This window comes from Klebsiella sp. K-3 (assembly GCF_051207495.1).
GTDB classification, from domain to species: domain Bacteria; phylum Pseudomonadota; class Gammaproteobacteria; order Enterobacterales; family Enterobacteriaceae; genus Klebsiella; species Klebsiella aerogenes.
Window position 1 is genome coordinate 236,338 of the sequence record NZ_JBPNXF010000003.1, and the last position, 17,865, is coordinate 254,202.

The 17,865-nt window shown below is 55.7% G+C and carries 15 protein-coding genes and 3 tRNA genes; 11 read left to right on the forward strand and 7 right to left on the reverse strand.

Translation table 11 applies throughout. The features are described 5' to 3' along the window. Nucleotides 1-496 precede the first annotated feature (496 nt). Nucleotides 497-1,042, reverse strand: coding sequence for a SecY-interacting protein (syd, locus tag ACSEMK_RS06190; RefSeq protein WP_430914645.1), 546 nt, complete (start codon nt 1,040-1,042; stop codon nt 497-499). 68 nt (nt 1,043-1,110) lie between these two features. On the opposite strand from syd, the gene queF reads away from it, so the two are divergent. From queF to xni, 5 genes are all read left to right on the forward strand, one after another. After that, the gene (gene queF / locus ACSEMK_RS06195) at nt 1,111-1,956 is read left to right on the forward strand and encodes an NADPH-dependent 7-cyano-7-deazaguanine reductase QueF (RefSeq protein ID WP_087858602.1); all 846 of its coding nucleotides are present in this window, start codon (nt 1,111-1,113) and stop codon (nt 1,954-1,956) included. 112 nt (nt 1,957-2,068) lie between these two features. Then, nucleotides 2,069-3,436: a nucleotide 5'-monophosphate nucleosidase PpnN gene (ppnN, locus tag ACSEMK_RS06200; RefSeq protein WP_045397613.1), complete on the forward strand. Its 1,368-nt coding sequence runs from the start codon at nt 2,069-2,071 to the stop codon at nt 3,434-3,436. A 493-nt stretch (nt 3,437-3,929) separates the two neighbouring features. After that, nucleotides 3,930-5,219 carry an HAAAP family serine/threonine permease gene (locus ACSEMK_RS06205; protein ID WP_087858603.1) on the forward strand — a complete coding sequence of 430 codons (1,290 nt, stop codon included), beginning with the start codon at nt 3,930-3,932 and terminating at the stop codon, nt 5,217-5,219. A 66-nt stretch (nt 5,220-5,285) separates the two neighbouring features. Beyond that, nucleotides 5,286-6,653, forward strand: coding sequence for an L-serine ammonia-lyase (locus ACSEMK_RS06210; RefSeq protein WP_430914646.1), 1,368 nt, complete (start codon nt 5,286-5,288; stop codon nt 6,651-6,653). 152 nt (nt 6,654-6,805) lie between these two features. Continuing rightward, nucleotides 6,806-7,564: a flap endonuclease Xni gene (gene xni, locus ACSEMK_RS06215; RefSeq protein WP_045397621.1), complete on the forward strand. Its 759-nt coding sequence runs from the start codon at nt 6,806-6,808 to the stop codon at nt 7,562-7,564. A 43-nt stretch (nt 7,565-7,607) separates the two neighbouring features. On the opposite strand, the gene rlmM is transcribed toward xni, so the two are convergent. From rlmM to gcvA, 3 genes are read right to left on the reverse strand one after another with little or no spacing between them, the layout of a single operon-like run. Then, nucleotides 7,608-8,708: a 23S rRNA (cytidine(2498)-2'-O)-methyltransferase RlmM gene (gene rlmM / locus ACSEMK_RS06220; RefSeq protein WP_015369947.1), complete on the reverse strand. Its 1,101-nt coding sequence runs from the start codon at nt 8,706-8,708 to the stop codon at nt 7,608-7,610. Further along, nucleotides 8,701-9,096, reverse strand: a complete 396-nt coding sequence (locus ACSEMK_RS06225; protein WP_015369946.1) for a DUF423 domain-containing protein — start codon at nt 9,094-9,096, stop codon at nt 8,701-8,703. The genes rlmM and ACSEMK_RS06225 overlap by 8 nt, the downstream gene beginning before the upstream one ends. 43 nt (nt 9,097-9,139) lie before the next feature. Continuing rightward, nucleotides 9,140-10,057, reverse strand: a complete 918-nt coding sequence (gene gcvA / locus ACSEMK_RS06230) for a glycine cleavage system transcriptional regulator GcvA (protein WP_015369945.1) — start codon at nt 10,055-10,057, stop codon at nt 9,140-9,142. Nucleotides 10,058-10,489: 432 nt separating this feature from the next. Between gcvA and csdA the strand changes: the two genes are divergently transcribed. After that, nucleotides 10,490-11,695, forward strand: a complete 1,206-nt coding sequence (gene csdA / locus ACSEMK_RS06235) for a cysteine desulfurase CsdA (RefSeq protein WP_430914647.1) — start codon at nt 10,490-10,492, stop codon at nt 11,693-11,695. Further along, entirely contained in the window at nt 11,695-12,126 is a 432-nt protein-coding gene (gene csdE, locus ACSEMK_RS06240) for a cysteine desulfurase sulfur acceptor subunit CsdE (protein ID WP_430914648.1), read from the forward strand. The genes csdA and csdE overlap by 1 nt, the downstream gene beginning before the upstream one ends. A 78-nt stretch (nt 12,127-12,204) precedes the next feature. Here the strand turns inward: csdE and tcdA are convergent, their stop codons facing one another. Together tcdA and mltA are read right to left on the reverse strand one after the other, a co-directional pair. Next, on the reverse strand, nt 12,205-13,014 hold the full coding sequence (gene tcdA, locus ACSEMK_RS06245; RefSeq protein ID WP_072382456.1) for a tRNA cyclic N6-threonylcarbamoyladenosine(37) synthase TcdA: 810 nt from the start codon (nt 13,012-13,014) through the stop codon (nt 12,205-12,207). A gap of 78 nt (nt 13,015-13,092) precedes the next feature. Next, nucleotides 13,093-14,190 carry a murein transglycosylase A gene (mltA, locus tag ACSEMK_RS06250; RefSeq protein ID WP_045377497.1) on the reverse strand — a complete coding sequence of 366 codons (1,098 nt, stop codon included), beginning with the start codon at nt 14,188-14,190 and terminating at the stop codon, nt 13,093-13,095. Nucleotides 14,191-14,402: 212 nt separating this feature from the next. Between mltA and ACSEMK_RS06255 the strand changes: the two genes are divergently transcribed. From ACSEMK_RS06255 to ACSEMK_RS06265, 3 genes are all read left to right on the forward strand, one after another. Then, nucleotides 14,403-14,479 (forward strand) — tRNA-Met (locus ACSEMK_RS06255). A gap of 45 nt (nt 14,480-14,524) precedes the next feature. Further along, nucleotides 14,525-14,601, forward strand: a tRNA-Met gene (locus ACSEMK_RS06260). 45 nt (nt 14,602-14,646) lie between these two features. Continuing rightward, nucleotides 14,647-14,723, forward strand: a tRNA-Met gene (locus ACSEMK_RS06265). Between the two features lie 86 nt (nt 14,724-14,809). On the opposite strand, the gene amiC is transcribed toward ACSEMK_RS06265, so the two are convergent. Further along, on the reverse strand, nt 14,810-16,060 hold the full coding sequence (amiC, locus tag ACSEMK_RS06270) for an N-acetylmuramoyl-L-alanine amidase AmiC (protein WP_113372955.1): 1,251 nt from the start codon (nt 16,058-16,060) through the stop codon (nt 14,810-14,812). 226 nt (nt 16,061-16,286) lie between these two features. On the opposite strand from amiC, the gene argA reads away from it, so the two are divergent. Next, nucleotides 16,287-17,618 carry an amino-acid N-acetyltransferase gene (gene argA, locus ACSEMK_RS06275; RefSeq protein ID WP_015369939.1) on the forward strand — a complete coding sequence of 444 codons (1,332 nt, stop codon included), beginning with the start codon at nt 16,287-16,289 and terminating at the stop codon, nt 17,616-17,618. Nucleotides 17,619-17,865 lie beyond the last annotated feature (247 nt).

Here is a 17,865-nt window from a genome sequence, read left to right on the forward strand (position 1 = left end):
CCTTGAAAACTTTTCCTGAGGTCTCCTGACCAAGTTCATCCATAAACTAGCGCATCCTGCTTCCACACCACCCCGATGTGAAATAACTTATCCCTAAGTGTGTCCAGATCTTCCTGATCCACCGTTCATCCTGAGCGGCTCTCGTTCTCCATCCTGGAGGTGTCCATTACGCAATCCTGCGTTATCCTTGCTTCATCCTGAAGCCTGTCCTTGCAACGCCATCCCGGCGGGTCCTGCAGAAGAGCCATCATCCTGATGTTCTCTTCATTTCGCGACTCCCTGTCGACGTACATAGGATCACTGATTCCGCCTCTTCTTACAAGACTTACTACGACAATCTCTTAAGATTAGTGGCCAAACTAAAAGACCACATAATTACCAAATCATTTTATAACAATAAGTTAGATGTAATCACTACGTAAAAAATTGCTGAAAATGATGACGATCTCTTACAGGTCTTGTAAGAGATCTCTCACAAACCACCAGGGTAAATGGATTACAGAAGGGGCTCAAGCTGATTCAGGAAACTCGCAAGCGAGTGAGAAAGGGTCTCTCTTTTTCGGGTTCCGAGCGTCTCTTTAATGACTTCGCCGCTCAGGTTGCAGACCGAAATAACCTCCAGTTCGCTATCCAGCGTGGCGATAAACAGCGTCGGCGATAGCTTGAGGCGTTTTTGCACCACCAGGTGACCAATAAGGTTTTCCTGCACTCGCTGGAAATCATCCGGGCTCCAGGCCTGCAGCAAAGTAAGGTTCTGTGCCGCGAAGCAGGCGTGCATATCGCCAGCGAACTGAGTGGTATAATAACTATGAATTGGCTGTTGTACCACAATCTCCAGCGCTCGTTCAACTCCATCGAGATGGTGTTCTAACGTAAACGGCTGCGGCTGCCAGAAAACGGCATCGTCTTCACTGGCGCTAATACAGGGAGATGGGATGCCATAAAGGTCTTCGCTGCGCGGCAGGCTGGCATAACGCTGCTGCCAGGCATCGCAGTAACGTTGGGTAAATGATTGCAGCGCTTCTATGGTCTGATGATCCACCGGTTTCTCTCTTCACGTTAGACAGGATACACTTGGCATATAGTGTACCCGCTTTACTATGGTGAAACATGTCTTCTTACGATAATCATCAGGCGCTGGCCGGCCTGACGCTCGGTAAATCAACGGATTACCGCGATACCTATGACGCTTCGTTGCTGCAGGGCGTGCCGCGCAGCCTGAACCGCGACCCGCTCGGCCTGCACGCTGATAATCTACCGTTCCACGGCGCCGATATCTGGACGCTGTACGAGCTGTCGTGGCTGAACGCCAAAGGCCTGCCGCAGGTCGCCGTCGGCTACGTAGAGCTGAGCGATACCACCGTCAATCTGGTGGAATCGAAAAGCTTCAAACTGTACCTGAACAGCTTCAACCAGACCCGCTTCGCCGACTGGGAGGAAGTCCAGGCGACGTTGACCCGCGATCTCAGCGCCTGCGCCCAGGGCGAGGTCAAGGTTTCGCTGTACCGACTCGATGAGCTGGAAGGGCAACCGGTCGCCCATCTGCATGGCGCCTGCATCGACGATCAGGATATCGAGATTGATAACTATCAGTTCAGCGCCGACTACCTGCAGGATGCTGCCAGCGGCAAAGTCGTCGAAGAGACGCTGGTCAGCCATCTGCTGAAATCGAATTGTCTGATCACCCACCAGCCGGACTGGGGCTCGGTACAGATTCAGTATCGCGGGCCGAAAATCGATCGCGAAAAACTGCTGCGCTATCTGGTGTCGTTCCGCCACCACAATGAGTTCCATGAACAGTGCGTCGAACGCATCTTTAATGATGTACTGCGTTTCTGCCGCCCGGAATCGCTTTCCGTGTACGCTCGCTACACCCGCCGCGGCGGCCTGGATATCAATCCGTGGCGCAGCAACGGTGAATTCGTGCCGGCAACCGGCCGTCTGGCGCGGCAATAAGCGAAATTTTTCACACTTTGCGTGCGTTAACGCGTACGCAAGGTTGTGGAAAGACTACGGCCAGGGCTATTGTAATCACAGGAAGACGATAATCGTCCTGTAAGGAGTTCACTTGATTACACACGTTAGCCCGCTTGGTTCAATGGATATGCTGTCACAGCTGGAAGTGGATATGCTTAAACGCACCGCCAGTAGTGACCTGTATCAACTCTTTCGCAACTGCTCGCTTGCTGTGCTCAACTCGGGGAGCCTGACCGATAACAGCAAGGAGCTACTGTCTCGTTTTGAAAACTTCGATATTAACGTGCTGCGCCGCGAACGCGGCGTGAAGCTGGAACTGATCAACCCGCCGGAAGACGCTTTCGTCGATGGCCGTATTATCCGTTCCCTGCAGGCCAACCTGTTTGCCGTGCTGCGCGATATCCTGTTCGTCTACGGGCAGATCCACAACACCGTCCGCTTCCCGAATCTCGATCTCGAAAGCTCAATTCACATCACCAACCTGGTGTTCTCTATTCTGCGCAACGCCCGCGCGCTGCACGTCGGCGAAGCGCCGAATATGATTGTCTGCTGGGGCGGCCACTCTATTAATGAAAATGAGTACCTGTACGCGCGCCGCGTCGGTACCCAGCTTGGCCTGCGCGAACTGAACATCTGCACCGGCTGCGGGCCAGGCGCCATGGAAGCGCCAATGAAAGGCGCCGCCGTCGGCCACGCCCAGCAGCGCTATAAAGACAGCCGCTTTATCGGCATGACCGAACCTTCCATTATCGCCGCTGAGCCGCCAAACCCGCTGGTCAACGAACTGATCATCATGCCGGATATCGAAAAGCGTCTCGAAGCGTTCGTACGCATCGCCCACGGTATTATCATCTTCCCGGGCGGCGTGGGTACTGCGGAAGAGCTGCTTTATCTGCTGGGCATCCTGATGCATCCGGATAACAAATCACAGGTGCTGCCGCTTATCCTCACCGGGCCAAAAGAGAGCGCCGACTACTTCCGCGTGCTGGACGAGTTCATCGTTCATACCCTCGGCGAATCGGCTCGCCGCCACTACCGCATTATTATCGACGATGCCGCGGAAGTGGCGCGCCAGATGAAAAAAGCGATGCCATTGGTCAAAGAGAGCCGCCGTGAAACCGATGACGCCTATAGCTTCAACTGGTCGATTCGTATTTCGCCGGACCTGCAGATGCCGTTTGAGCCAACGCACGACAATATGGCTAATCTCAAACTTTATCCGGACCAACCGGTGGAAGTGCTGGCCGCCGACCTGCGTCGCGCCTTCTCCGGTATTGTCGCCGGCAACGTGAAAGAAGTCGGTATTCAGGCCATCGAGAAATATGGCCCTTACAAGCTGCATGGCGATCCGGAAATGATGCGCCGCATGGACGATCTGCTGCAGGGCTTCGTTGCCCAGCACCGCATGAAGCTTCCGGGCGGCAGCGCCTACATTCCGTGCTACGAAATCTGCTCCTGATAACGTGATACCTCTCCCGGGCGGCGGTCGATACCCTGCCCGGGTACTCCCGCCCGCAATTTCCAGTTAATTAATTTTTCTAATTAATGATTCGTAGAGTTTCCACATAGCCAATCGTTTGCGTTTCCAAAAAGAGCAATAAAATTCACCATAAAAATAACATTATGGCGAAAAAACGTCGTTTACATCACTTTTTTGCAGCAAAAACCTCGTTATTTGGTAACAGAGCTTTTATCTCATGTGCTGCAAATGATAGCCTTCGCGCCACATTTATCTGGCTGATCACCATAAACAGACTGTTGGGCTAAAAACGTTCAGATTTAAAGTGGATTATTGCATTTGGGATCCCGATCACTGATGTATTTTCCATATAAATGTATCTTGCCGCCCAATTGTTACGGAGAAAATTTCTAAAAAACCGTAAAGCAACGAATTTCATATTATTTAATCGTTTTTATTTACTAGATTTTGTTGATTCCTCCAGGAGATACAGATGGAAACCACACAAACCAGCACTATCGTTTCGGGTGAAACCCGCAGCGGATGGCGCAAAACGGATACCATGTGGATGCTGGGCCTGTACGGCACGGCGATCGGCGCGGGCGTTTTGTTCCTGCCAATCAACGCCGGCGTCGGCGGTATGATCCCACTGATTATCATGGCTATTCTGGCCTTCCCGATGACCTTCTTCGCACACCGCGGTATGACCCGCTTCGTGCTTTCCGGTAAAAACCCGGGTGAAGACATCACCGAAGTGGTTGAAGAACACTTTGGCGTGGGTGCAGGTAAGCTGATTACTCTGCTCTACTTCTTCGCAATTTATCCGATTCTGCTGGTTTACAGCGTGGCTATCACCAACACCGTCGAAAGCTTCATGGCGCACCAGCTGCACATGACGCCGCCGCCGCGCGCCATTCTGTCCCTGATCCTGATTGTCGGCATGATGACCATCGTTCGTTTCGGCGAGCAGATGATCGTTAAAGCAATGAGCATCCTGGTATTCCCGTTCGTTATCGCGCTGATGATCCTGGCGCTGTATCTGATCCCACAGTGGAACGGCGCGGCGCTGGAAACCCTGTCGCTGAGCAGCGCGACAACAACCGGTAACGGTCTGCTGATGACCCTGTGGCTGGCGATCCCGGTGATGGTCTTCTCCTTTAACCACTCGCCGATCATCTCCTCCTTCGCGGTCGCGAAGCGTGAAGAGTACGGCGAAGGCGCTGAGAAGAAATGCTCCAGCATCCTGGCGCGCGCTCACATCATGATGGTGCTGACCGTTATGTTCTTCGTCTTCAGCTGCGTACTGAGCCTGTCTCCGGCAGACCTGGCGGCGGCGAAAGAGCAGAACATCTCGATTCTGTCTTACCTGGCGAACCACTTTAACGCACCGGTTATCGCCTGGATGGCGCCGATCATCGCGATGATCGCTATCACCAAATCCTTCCTCGGCCACTATCTGGGCGCTCGTGAAGGTTTCAACGGCATGGTGATTAAGTCTCTGCGCGGCAAAGGCAAAACCATCGAAATCAACAAACTGAACAAGCTGACCGCGCTGTTTATGCTGGTCACCACCTGGATTGTGGCCACGCTGAACCCGAGCATCCTCGGCATGATTGAGACCCTGGGCGGCCCGATTATTGCGATGATCCTGTTCCTGATGCCGATGTACGCTATCCAGAAAGTTCCGGCCATGCGCAAATACAGCGGCCACATCAGCAACGTCTTCGTTGTGATTATGGGCCTGATTGCCATCTCCGCGATTTTCTACTCTCTGTTCAGCTAATTCTCTTAAGACCTCCCCTCGCGCCGCTTAACGGCGGCGCGCTTTCCGACAGTACTGGAATACATCATGATCAGCGTATTCGATATTTTCAAAATCGGCATTGGCCCATCCAGCTCCCATACCGTTGGACCGATGAAAGCGGGCAAACAATTTACTGACGACCTGATTGAGCGCGGCCTGCTGGCTGACGTCAGCAAAGTCGTCGTTGACGTTTACGGCTCCCTGTCCCTGACCGGTAAAGGCCACCATACCGATATCGCCATTATCATGGGGCTGGCCGGCAATCTGCCGGATACCGTCGACATCGACGCGATCCCGGGCTTTATCCAGGACGTTAACACCCACGGCCGCCTGCTGCTGGCGAACGGCCAGCACGAAGTCGCGTTCCCTGTCGACCAGTGCATGAATTTCCATGCCGACAACCTGTCTCTGCATGAGAACGGCATGCGCATTACCGCGCTGGGCGGCGACAAGGTGCTCTACAGCCAGACCTACTACTCCATCGGCGGCGGCTTTATCGTCGATGAGGAGCACTTCGGCCTGACCACCGAAGCGCCGGTTGCCGTGCCTTATCCGTATAAAAACGCCGCCGACCTGCAGAAACACTGCAATGAAACCGGCCTGTCGCTCTCCGGTCTGATGATGCAGAACGAGCTGGCGCTGCACAGCAAAGAAGAGCTGGAACAGCACTTCACCGCGGTGTGGGAAGTGATGAGCGCCGGTATCGAGCGCGGCATCACTACGGAAGGCGTGCTCCCGGGCAAACTGCGCGTTCCGCGCCGCGCCGCCGCCCTGCGCCGTATGCTGGTGAGCCAGGACAATACCAACAGCGACCCGATGGCGGTCGTGGACTGGATCAACATGTTCGCGCTGGCGGTAAACGAAGAGAACGCCGCCGGCGGGCGTGTCGTCACGGCGCCAACTAACGGCGCCTGCGGTATCGTTCCGGCGGTACTGGCCTACTACGACAAGTTTATCCGCAAGGTGAACGCTAACTCTCTGGCCCGCTATATGCTGGTCGCCAGCGCCATTGGTTCGCTGTACAAGATGAACGCCTCTATCTCCGGCGCCGAAGTCGGCTGCCAGGGCGAAGTCGGCGTGGCCTGCTCGATGGCGGCGGCCGGTCTGGCGGAGCTGCTGGGCGCTAGCCCGGCCCAGGTGTGCATCGCCGCGGAAATCGGTATGGAACATAACCTCGGCCTGACCTGCGACCCGGTTGCCGGCCAGGTGCAGGTACCGTGCATCGAGCGTAACGCTATCGCGGCGGTCAAAGCGGTTAACGCCGCGCGTATGGCCCTGCGCCGTACCAGCGAACCGCGCGTGTGCCTCGATAAGGTTATCGAGACCATGTATGAAACGGGCAAAGATATGAACGCCAAGTACCGCGAAACCTCTCGCGGCGGCCTGGCGATGAAAATCGTCGCCTGCGATTAACGCCTCTGGCCCGGCACGCTTCGGTATGTCGGGCCAACTCTCCTCCAGCCCTGGCTCATTCTGCGAGCCTGCTTCCCGAACTTCGCTCTACCAATAGCCTCGCCTTGCCACCGATGTTACCCTTACTGCCTGAGAACAAAGGGAGGTATCTTGTGGCTGTTCATCTGTTAATTGTCGACGCGCTCAACCTGATCCGCCGTATTCATGCGGTACAGGGTTCACCCTGCGCGGATACCTGCCTGCACGCCCTGGAACAGCTTATCGTCCACAGCCAGCCGACGCACGCCGTGGCGGTGTTCGACGATGAAGACCGCGCCCACGGCTGGCGCCATCAGCGGCTGCCGGAATATAAAGCCGGGCGCGCGCCGATGCCGGAAACGCTGGAGGCGGAAATGCCGGCGCTGCGGGCGGCCTTCGAACAGCGCGGTATCCGCTGCTGGGCGCTGCCCGGCAGCGAAGCGGACGACCTGGCGGCCACGCTCGCCGTTAAAGTTGCCCAGGCCGGGCATCAGGCGACTATTGTCTCGACCGATAAAGGCTACTGTCAGCTGCTGTCGCCGACCATCCGCATCCGCGACTATTTCCAGAAACGCTGGCTGGATGCGCCGTTTATCGCCAATGAATTCGGCGTGACGCCGGAGCAACTGCCGGACTACTGGGGTCTGGCGGGGATTAGCAGTTCGAAAGTACCGGGCGTTGCCGGAATTGGGCCGAAAAGCGCGGCGCAGCTGTTAACGGATTATCAGGATTTAGAAGGCATCTACGCGCGGCTTGCGGATGTGCCGGAGAAGTGGCGTAAGAAACTTGAAGAGCATAAAGAGATGGCGTTTACCTGCCGGGAAATCGCCCGCCTGCAAACGGATTTACAGCTCGATGGCAACCTGCAACAGCTGCGTTTGCCATCCGCGTGATCCCCGGCCGCGCTGATGCGTGGCCGGGGCTGCTGAGCGCTAATTAGCGCTCGTCGCGGCGGCCGCCGACCGCCGCCCACAGGCGACGCACGTGTACGGTCACTTCTTCACGGTCGTGATACAGCTGACGGGCCTGAATCTGCGCGTTAATACCGTGCTCATCAAGCTGCGCCTGAATATAGGCCAGGTTTTGCGACACCTCTTCATAGCGCTTTTTCATCGGCAGCTTGAGGTTAAAAATGGTCTCGCGACACCAGCCGTTCACCAGCCACTGCGCCATTAACGCCGCCACCTTCGCCGGTTTCTCAACCATGTCGCACACCATCCACGAGATGTTGTTGCGGTTCGGACGATAGCGGAAGCCATCTTCACGCAGCCAGGTCACCTGTCCGGTATCCATCAGGCTCTGCGCCATCGGGCCGTTATCGACCGAAGAGACCCACATGTTGCGCTTCACCAGCTGATAGGTCCAGCCGCCCGGGCAGGCGCCGAGATCCACCGCGTACATGCCATTCGCCAGACGCTCGTCCCACTCATCCGCCGGAATGAAGACGTGAAATGCCTCTTCCAGCTTCAGCGTCGAACGGCTCGGCGCATCGGAAGGGAACTTCAGGCGCGGGATCCCCATATAAAACGGCGAGTTGTTATTGCTAAAGGAGTAGCCGGTATAGCAACAGCCGGGTGCGATAAAGAACACGTGCACCACCGGACGCTTCGGCGTTTCATAGTTAGTCAGCACGCCGGCTTCACGCAGCGCCGCGCGCAGTGGCACCGTGAACTTGCGGCAGAACTTCATCAGCTCTTTGCTTTCATTGGTATCCGCGACCTCAACGCGCAGATCGCCGCCCTTTTCCACCACGCCCTGCAGCATGCCGACGATCGGCGTGATGCGGTCTTCCGGCGGCAGGTCGCGCAGCAGTTCGCCAACGACGAACATCTGGCGCGCGAAAATCAGCGAGCTAAACGGTAGATCGCGCACCAGCTTCTCGCCATCGCCCTGTTGATAGCACTCAAAAATCACATAGCCGGAGTCGTCTTTGACCCGGGCAAAACCAAATACCTCAAGGCGGGCTGCCTTATCGGTAATTTCTGCTGCGCACTCTTTCTCAAACCCGGGGCGACAATAGAGGACAACCTTATTCATGAACAACGCCCTTACGTTTCAGACGAATTGCACCAATTAACATTAATACCCAACCGGCAAGGAAGCAGACGCCGCCAACCGGGGTAACGAACGCCCACAGGCGTAAATGCGACAGCGCCAGGCAATATAAGCTGCCGCTGAACAACACGGTTCCCAGCGCCAAAAACACGCTGCTCCAGTAAAACCAGATGCTTATCCGCCGCTGCATGGCGACAGACAGGCCTAAAATCGCCAGCGTATGAAACGCCTGATACTCAAGGCCGGTGTGGATCCAGGCCATTTCGGCCGCACCCAGCGATTTACTTAATACGTGTGCGCCAAAGGCGCCCAGAGCCACAAAGATAAAGCCGCTGATGGCGGCAAAAATCAGCATAAAACGGCTGGTCATGTTGATACCCTACAAAGTCAGTTAACGCCTGGTCATCAGGCCGTTATTGTTCGTAACGAAAGCGGAATTTTTCTTGTTCGCTCGCCGCCTTCGCTAAAATCCACTGGCGGAAAGCGGCTATTTTACCCAGTTCAGCCTGACTGTCATGACAAACAAGGTAAAACGCGTTCTTACTGACCAGAACATCATTAAACGGGCAGACCAAACGGCCTGCTTCAATTTCGGACTGGGCCATAACGTTATTGGCCAGTGCGACGCCTTGTCCATGGATTGCCGCCTGCAGCACCATCGCGCTGTGGCTGAATATCGGTCCCTGTTGCACATTGATATGATTTAGACCCAGTTGCCGGGTATAAGTTTGCCAGTCGCGGCGAGACGCATCATGTAACAGCGTATGTTGCGCCAGATCGGCAGGCGTTTTCAACGCTTTGTCACCGGTTAACAACAACGGCGAACAAACCGGCAGTAAATATTCGGCGTACAGTTTTTCAACACGTAGCCCCGGCCAGTTGCCGCGGCCATAGAAAATCGCCACGTCGACGTCGTCGGCCAGTTTGTCTTCCTGACGGTCCACCGCCTGGATCCGCACATCGATCCCCGGATAAGCTGAGTTAAAGCTTGAGAGTCGCGGCACCAGCCACTGAATGGCGAAACTGGGCAATAAACTAACAGTTAGCGCCCCTTTCGCGCTGCGCGCCTGCAGTTTACGCGTCGCTTCGGTGAGCTGCGAAAAAATCTCTTTAATATCCTGAAAATAGCTTTGCCCCTCTTCCGTTAACAGCAGCGAGCGATTGCGTCGACGAAACAGCTTCAGGCCCAGAAAGTCCTCTAGTGACTTGATTTGGTGACTTACTGCGGCCTGCGTCACAAAAAGCTCATCGGCTGCGCGAGTGAAGCTCAGATGACGTGCGGCTGCATCAAAAACACGTAATGCATTCAGAGGTGGTAATCGCTTCGACATGGTTATTCTGACTGAGATGTTAACGAGTTTTAACAAATAGGAAACAACAGTTAACCTATTAGTTTTTTTTATCTGAGCCATTATAAATTGTCCGTTGAGGTTCTACCAGCAAATACCTATAGTGGCGGCACTTCCTGAGCCGGAACGAAAAGCTTTTTTTGGAATGCGTGTTCCAACAAGCTTTTGGCTTACGGTTGTGATGTTGTGTTGTTGTGTTTGCAATTGGTCTGGGTTTGCAGACCATGGTAGCAAGGCTACCTTTTCACTTCCTGTACATTTACCCTGTCTGTCCATAGTGATTTAATGTAGCACCGCAATGCGCGGTGCTTTTTTTTGCCGAAAAATCACCGTTCTCCCCGCCTCCTCGCTATCACCAGCCTTGCCCTAATGGGGAATTTGCGCGACGATCGTGATATCGATATGAGGAATTCCATGAACGCATTCAATCCCGCCCATTTCCGCGCCCAGTTTCCAGCCCTGGCGGATGCCGGCGTCTACCTGGATAGCGCGGCGACGGCGCTAAAACCGCTGGCCGTGATCGATGCCAGCGACCAGTTTTATCGCCTGAGCGCCGGCAACGTCCACCGCAGCCAGTTTGCCGCCGCCCAGCATCTTACCGAGCGCTACGAGGCGGCGCGCGAACGCGTCGCCAACTGGCTTAACGCGCCTTCCGGCAAAGATATCGTCTGGACCCGCGGCACCACCGAAGCCATCAATATGGTCGCGCAGAGTTACGTGCGCCCGCGCCTGCATCCTGGCGATGAGATAATCGTCAGCGAAGCCGAACACCACGCCAACCTGGTACCGTGGCTGATGGTTGCCGAACAAACCGGCGCGCGGGTGGTCAAGCTGCCGCTGGGCGCCGATCGTCTGCCGAATGTCGCGCAACTCCCTTCGCTTATCTCTTCACGCAGCCGGGTGCTGGCGATTGGCCAGATGTCTAACGTCACCGGCGGCTGCCCCGACCTGCAGCGTGCCATTGCTCTCGCCCATCAGGCGGGAATGATAGTGATGGTTGACGGCGCGCAGGGCGCGGTGCACTTCCCGGCTGACGTGCAGGCGCTGGATATCGATTTTTATGCCTTCTCCGCCCACAAGCTGTATGGCCCAACGGGTATTGGCGCGCTGTATGGCAAAAGCGACCTGCTGGCGGAAATGTCGCCATGGCTCGGCGGCGGCAAAATGATTACTGAAGTCTCATTCGATGGTTTTAAAACCCAGCCCGCCCCCTGGCGGCTTGAAGCCGGGACGCCCAACGTCGCCGGCGTTATCGGCCTCAGCGCCGCGCTGGAATGGCTGCAGGAAATCGATCTTGCACAGGCGGAAAACTGGAGCCGTAGCCTGGCGACGCTTGCGGAAGACGAGCTGGCAAAGCGGCCCGGTTTTCGTTCGTTCCGCTGTCAGGATTCGAGCCTGCTGGCCTTTGATTTCAAGGGTGTACACCATAGCGATATGGTTACGCTGCTGGCGGAGTCCGGCATTGCGCTACGCGCCGGGCAACATTGCGCGCAGCCGCTACTGGCGGCATTAGGCGTCAGCGGTACGCTGCGCGCCTCATTCGCGCCGTACAATACGCAAGATGATGTCTATGCGCTGGTACACGCTATCGACCGCGCGCTGGAAATACTGGTGGATTAATGATGACTTCCCAACCTTTAAGCGCCGCGCTCAGCGAAGCGACGCTGCGCCAGACCTTCGCCCCGCTGACTCAGTGGGAAGATAAGTACCGCCAGTTGATTTTAGTGGGTAAGAAACTGCCGCCATTAACGGACGCCCAGCGGACGCAGGCGAAAGAGATTGCGGGCTGCGAAAACCGCGTCTGGCTGGGGTATCAGGTTGATGCCGAGGGCAAGATGCGCTTCTTTGGCGATAGCGAAGGGCGTATCGTGCGCGGCCTGCTGGCGGTGCTGTTAGCCGCCTGCGAAGGAAAAAGCGCCGCTGAGATTTTAGCGAAAGATCCGTTGGCGCTATTCGATGAGCTGGGTTTGCGCGGGCAGCTTAGCGCTTCACGCAGTCAGGGGCTGCAGGCGCTAAGCGACGCGGTGCTCGCCGCCGCCCGCGAGAACTAATTCAAACGCCGTCTCCCCGGCTTGCGCTACGCTGAGCCGGGCTACGGTTCTGCGCCGTCCGGGGAAACGCCTGCCGGGCTATTCCCCCTGACGCTGCGCTTTTGCCAACATCTTCTTCAACGCATGGGATACGGCGACAAAACCAAAGGTCGCCGTCACCATAGTCGCCGCGCCAAAACCGGAGGCGCAATCCATCCGCTTCGGCCCTTCCGCCGTGCTTTTCATTGCGCATACGCTGCCATCCGCCTGCGGATAAACCAACGCTTCGGTCGAGAAGACGCAATCGACGCCCAGCTTTCCTTTACTGTTCTTCACTACGCCGAACTGGCTTTTCAGCCGCTCACGCAGTTTCGCCGCCAGCGGATCCTGAATTGTTTTCGCCAAATCGGCGACCTGGATCTGCGTCGGATCAATTTGCCCGCCGGCTCCGCCGGTCGTGACCAATGGGACTTTATAACGCCGGCACCAGGCGATCAGCGCCGCTTTTGGCCTGACGCTATCGATAGCATCGATAACATAGCTAAAGCCCGCTCCGAGGTATTCCGCTACGTTCTCCGGCGTGATGAAATCATCGATAACCGTAACCCGGCACTCCGGGTTAATGAGACGTATACGCTCGGCCATCACTTCCGCTTTCGCCAGCCCAACGTTGCCGCCAAGGGCGTGGATTTGGCGATTGGTATTGGTGACGCAGACATCATCCATATCAATCAGCGTAATCGCGCCAATCCCGGTTCGCGCCAGCGCTTCCGCCGCCCATGAACCGACGCCGCCGATCCCGACCACGCAAACATGCGCCTCGGCAAAACACTGCAGCGCCTTTTCGCCATATAAACGCGCCGTGCCGCCAAACCGCTGGCGCCAGGCATCGCTGATTACTACAGACATAAAACCTCAGAATAAAGTGGAGACCCCGGACCGGCGCGTTGCGCGGATCCGGGTTAGAAACATACGGACGTTTAAACGTTAACCGCTAAAGACGCTACCGGCGCCTGGCGCGTTTTTCAGTACCCACACGCGGCCATAGTGGTTATACCAACCGGCGCGATGACCCGCATCCGGGCCGATGCCCTGGTAGATATCGAAGTGCTGGCCTTTAATCGCCCCGCCGACATCCAGCGCCACCATCAGGCGTAGCTCGTATTGACCGTTAAACTTACCGTTATTATCCAGCAGAGGCACCTCGGCCAGCAAGGTGGTTCCCGGCGGAATAATCGAACGGTCAGAGGCGACCGACGCGCGGCCAATCAACGGTACCGCGCTCGCTCCTTTCACCGGCGCGTAGGACTGCGGTTTAAAGAAGACGAAAGAGGGGTTCTGTTCCAGCAGCTCGCGGACTTCCGCTTCGCTATGCTTTTCGCCCCATTCACGGATCGCCTGCATCGACATATCTTCCCGCTTCACTTCGCCGCGGTCGATAAGCACTTTACCGATGCTACGGTAAGGCCAGCCGTTTTTCCCGGCGTAGCTGAAGAAATTAAGCGGCGAACCGTCGCCAAAGTCGATATAGCCGCTGCCCTGAACGTCCATGATGAAGTTATCCATCAGCGAGTTGCTGTAGGCCAGCACGTAGTTATCGCTTAGCGCTCCGGCATAAATGCTGGCGCGGGAAGGCAGTTTGCCGTTTTTCGGCGGCATACGGTAAATAGGATACTGGAACTCGCCCTGGCGAGTGTGGCGGGCCTGCACGACCGGGGTGTAGTAGCCGGTAAACTGCACGTTGCCGTAGTTATCGGCCCCCTGCATCTGCCAGGCATCAATACCAAACTGGCGTAACGTGCGGGTATCGCCGCCGGAACGCAGCCACTCCTGAATCGCGTTATAAACGCTGCTCTGGCTATTATAGAGACGCGGAGAGGCGCTACGAATCTGACCAACCTGCTGAGAGAAGTCACCGGCGTTAATCGGCGCGCCGACCGCATCAGGTTGGTTTACCAATGAAAACGGCTGGGTAAACTTGCCATCACTATATTGCTGACCGCGATCGGTCGGTTTCGAGGAACAGGCGGCGAGCATCGCCAGCATTGCCCCCGTCGCTACATATTTTGCCCAACGTCCTTTCATGGTATCTCTTCTTTATTGCTGCTAAGCCTTAGTGCGTGATGAAGATAACAAACCCATGCGGCTAATGAAATGCGCGAAAGCGCGCCGCAGCCCAAATTGTGTAAAAATCCGCCCGTCACTGTCTATTTCGCCGCCACTCCTTACAAAATTGACGATTTCTACGAAAAAAGGTTGCATCAGAACGCTAGCGGAGTATAGTGCGCTTCCACGGACGCGGGGTGGAGCAGCCTGGTAGCTCGTCGGGCTCATAACCCGAAGGTCGTCGGTTCAAATCCGGCCCCCGCAACCAATTAAAATCTGAAGTAAATCTACTCGATGGAAGAGTAGACGCGGACGCGGGGTGGAGCAGCCTGGTAGCTCGTCGGGCTCATAACCCGAAGGTCGTCGGTTCAAATCCGGCCCCCGCAACCAATTACAATCAGAAGCAAATTTACTCGATGGAAGAGTAAAGACGGACGCGGGGTGGAGCAGCCTGGTAGCTCGTCGGGCTCATAACCCGAAGGTCGTCGGTTCAAATCCGGCCCCCGCAACCAACACATTGAACACCCTAAAGGGTGTTTTTTTGTTTCTGCCATCCGTAAATACCGCTACAAAAAAAGCGCCCGAAGGCGCTATTTTTTTATCCGCGTCTGGCCAACGTCGCCCCATCGGCAAAGTAGGCTTTGATCCCCGCCAGAATCGACTCCGCCACTTCCTGCTGGAATTTCGCGGTCTTCAGTTTACGCTCTTCTTCGACGTTACTGATAAAGGCCGTTTCGACCAGAATCGAAGGGATATCCGGCGCCTTCAGCACCGCAAAGCCCGCCTGCTCCACCTGATTTTTATGCAGCTTATTAATATTGCCCATTTTTTGCAGCACCGCTTTACCAAATTTCAGGCTGTCGGCGATGGTCAATGACTGCACCATATCGAACATGGTGTGATCGACGTAACGATCGCCGCTCTTGCTGACGCCGCCGATTAAGTCCGAGGCGTTCTGCGTTTGCGCGAGGTATTTTGCGGCGGTACTGGTCGCGCCCTTGGTCGAGAGCGCGAACACCGAAGAGCCGCTCGGCTGACGGCTGGTAAAGGCGTCGGCGTGAATCGAAACGAACAGGTCGGCACGCTGCTTCTGCGCCTTGGCGACACGCACCTTCAATGGAATAAACACGTCTTCGTTACGGGTCATAAAGACCTTCATATTGCCTTCACGCTCAATGAGCGCGCGCAATCGACGGGCAATCTGCAGCACCACGTCTTTCTCACGAGTACGGTATTTACCAATCGCGCCGGAGTCTTCACCACCGTGGCCGGGATCGAGCATGATAACGATAGGACGATCGCGCCCGGCTTTCCCCGGCTGCGGCCCGCTCTCTGCCGGCGGTACCTGACGTTCCAGATCGCCTTTGTTGTAATCTTCCAGTAACGCCAGTAGCGGATCCTGCACATCGGTGGCCGTAGAGGGATAAAGGTCCATCACCAGACGCTCTTTAAAACCGGCGACCGGCGCCAGCGCAAACAGCTGCGGTTTGACGTTTTGTTTCAGTTCAAACACCATCCGCACGGTTTGCGGGTCGAACTGGCCCACGCGCGCGGATTTGATATACGGGTCGTCGTCGCGGATCTGCCCGCCCATCCCTTTCAGAACCGAATTCAGGTTAACGCCTTCAATATCAACCACCACTCGCTCAGGATTGCTTAACGCAAACTGCCGATATTTCAGTACATGATTGGATTCCACCGTGACGCGGGTGTAAGTCGACGACGGCCAGATACGCACCGCGACTACCTGCGCGGCGGCCAAACCGACCGGACTCACACTCATTAACCACATGGCGCCCGCCCCTTGTAAAAAACGACGGCGGCTTAATCCCGACTTGTATCCCGACATGCCACTCCCAAGCAAAAAAACGTGTTTGAAGCCAAAATGAACAGATTGACCAGAAACTTTAACCAAAGCCGCATAACCTGTCATCTATAAAAGGGTAAACAAACTTTGACACCCAAGGTTTTGTCACAATGTTTTCGCAAATTAGTGACAAATTAGGGGTTGCGCCACGAAGCAAAACAGAATAAAAATACACTTATTACGAATAATCATGCATTGAGGGTTTGTCATGGTGAAGGAGCGTCGCACTGAACTGGTCGAGGGATTCCGCCATTCTGTTCCCTATATAAACGCGCACCGGGGAAAAACGTTTGTCATCATGCTGGGCGGAGAAGCCATCGAGCACGATAACTTTTCCAGCATAGTCAATGACATTGGCTTATTGCACAGCCTCGGTATTCGCCTGGTGGTGGTCTATGGCGCCCGCCCGCAGATTGACGCCAATCTCGCGGAACATCACCACGAGCCGGTTTATCACAAGCAGACCCGCGTCACCGACGCCAAAACCCTTGAGCTGGTTAAGCAGGCCGCCGGTATGCTGCAGTTAGAAATTACCGCCCGCCTGTCGATGAGCCTCGGCAATACGCCCCTGCAGGGGGCGCATATCAACGTGGTGAGCGGCAATTTTATTATTGCTCAACCTCTTGGCGTCGATGATGGCGTGGATTACTGCCACAGCGGCCGTATTCGCCGCATCGATGAAGAAGCCATTCATCGCCAGCTGGACAGCGGCGCAATCGTGCTCATGGGCCCGGTCGCGGTATCCGTCACCGGCGAGAGCTTTAACCTCACATCGGAAGAGATTGCCACCCAGCTGGCGGTAAAGCTGAAAGCTGAAAAGATGATCGGCTTCTGCTCGTCGCAGGGGGTCTACGACCAGCATGGCGAGATCGTTTCCGAGCTGTTCCCTAACGAGGCGCAGGCGCGGGTAGAGGAGCTGGAAGCGGAAGAAGACTATAATTCCGGTACCGTACGCTTCCTGCGCGGGGCGGTGAAAGCCTGCCGCAGCGGCGTGCGCCGCTGCCATTTAATTAGCTATCAGGAAGATGGCGCGCTACTGCAGGAGCTGTTCTCACGTGACGGTATCGGTACGCAGATCGTCATGGAAAGCGCCGAGCAGATCCGCCGGGCAACCATTAACGATATCGGCGGCATCCTCGATCTTATCAGCCCGCTGGAGCAGCAAGGCATTCTGGTGCGTCGTTCGCGCGAACAATTGGAGATGGAGATAGATAAATTCACCATTATTCAGCGCGACAACACCACAATCGCCTGCGCCGCGCTCTATCCGTTCCCGGAAGAGAAAATCGGCGAAATGGCCTGCGTAGCGGTGCACCCGGATTACCGTAGTTCGTCACGCGGCGAGGTACTGCTGAGCCGTATCGCCGCCCAGGCGAAGCAGATGGGGCTCAGCAAGCTATTCGTGTTGACCACCCGCAGTATTCACTGGTTCCAGGAACGCGGCTTTACCCCGGTGGATATTGATTTGCTACCGGAGAGTAAAAAACAGATGTACAACTATCAGCGTCGTTCGAAGGTGTTGATGGCTGACCTCGGCTGACGGATACTCCCCCGGATAGCGGCTTGCGCCTTATCCGGGCTACCCGACTGCAAATAGGCATATCCCACGCCTTCAGAACAGTAATTTTGTTCTATCACCGCCACATCAGTGATACATTTCCAGCATCCGGGCTTTATTCCTGGTTTAATGTCGATGTATATCTTTATCACTGCATCAACGCTATGATCCCCCCTAACGAATGAAATCCCAGAACATTATTTATAAACATGATGGATAATGCCTAAAT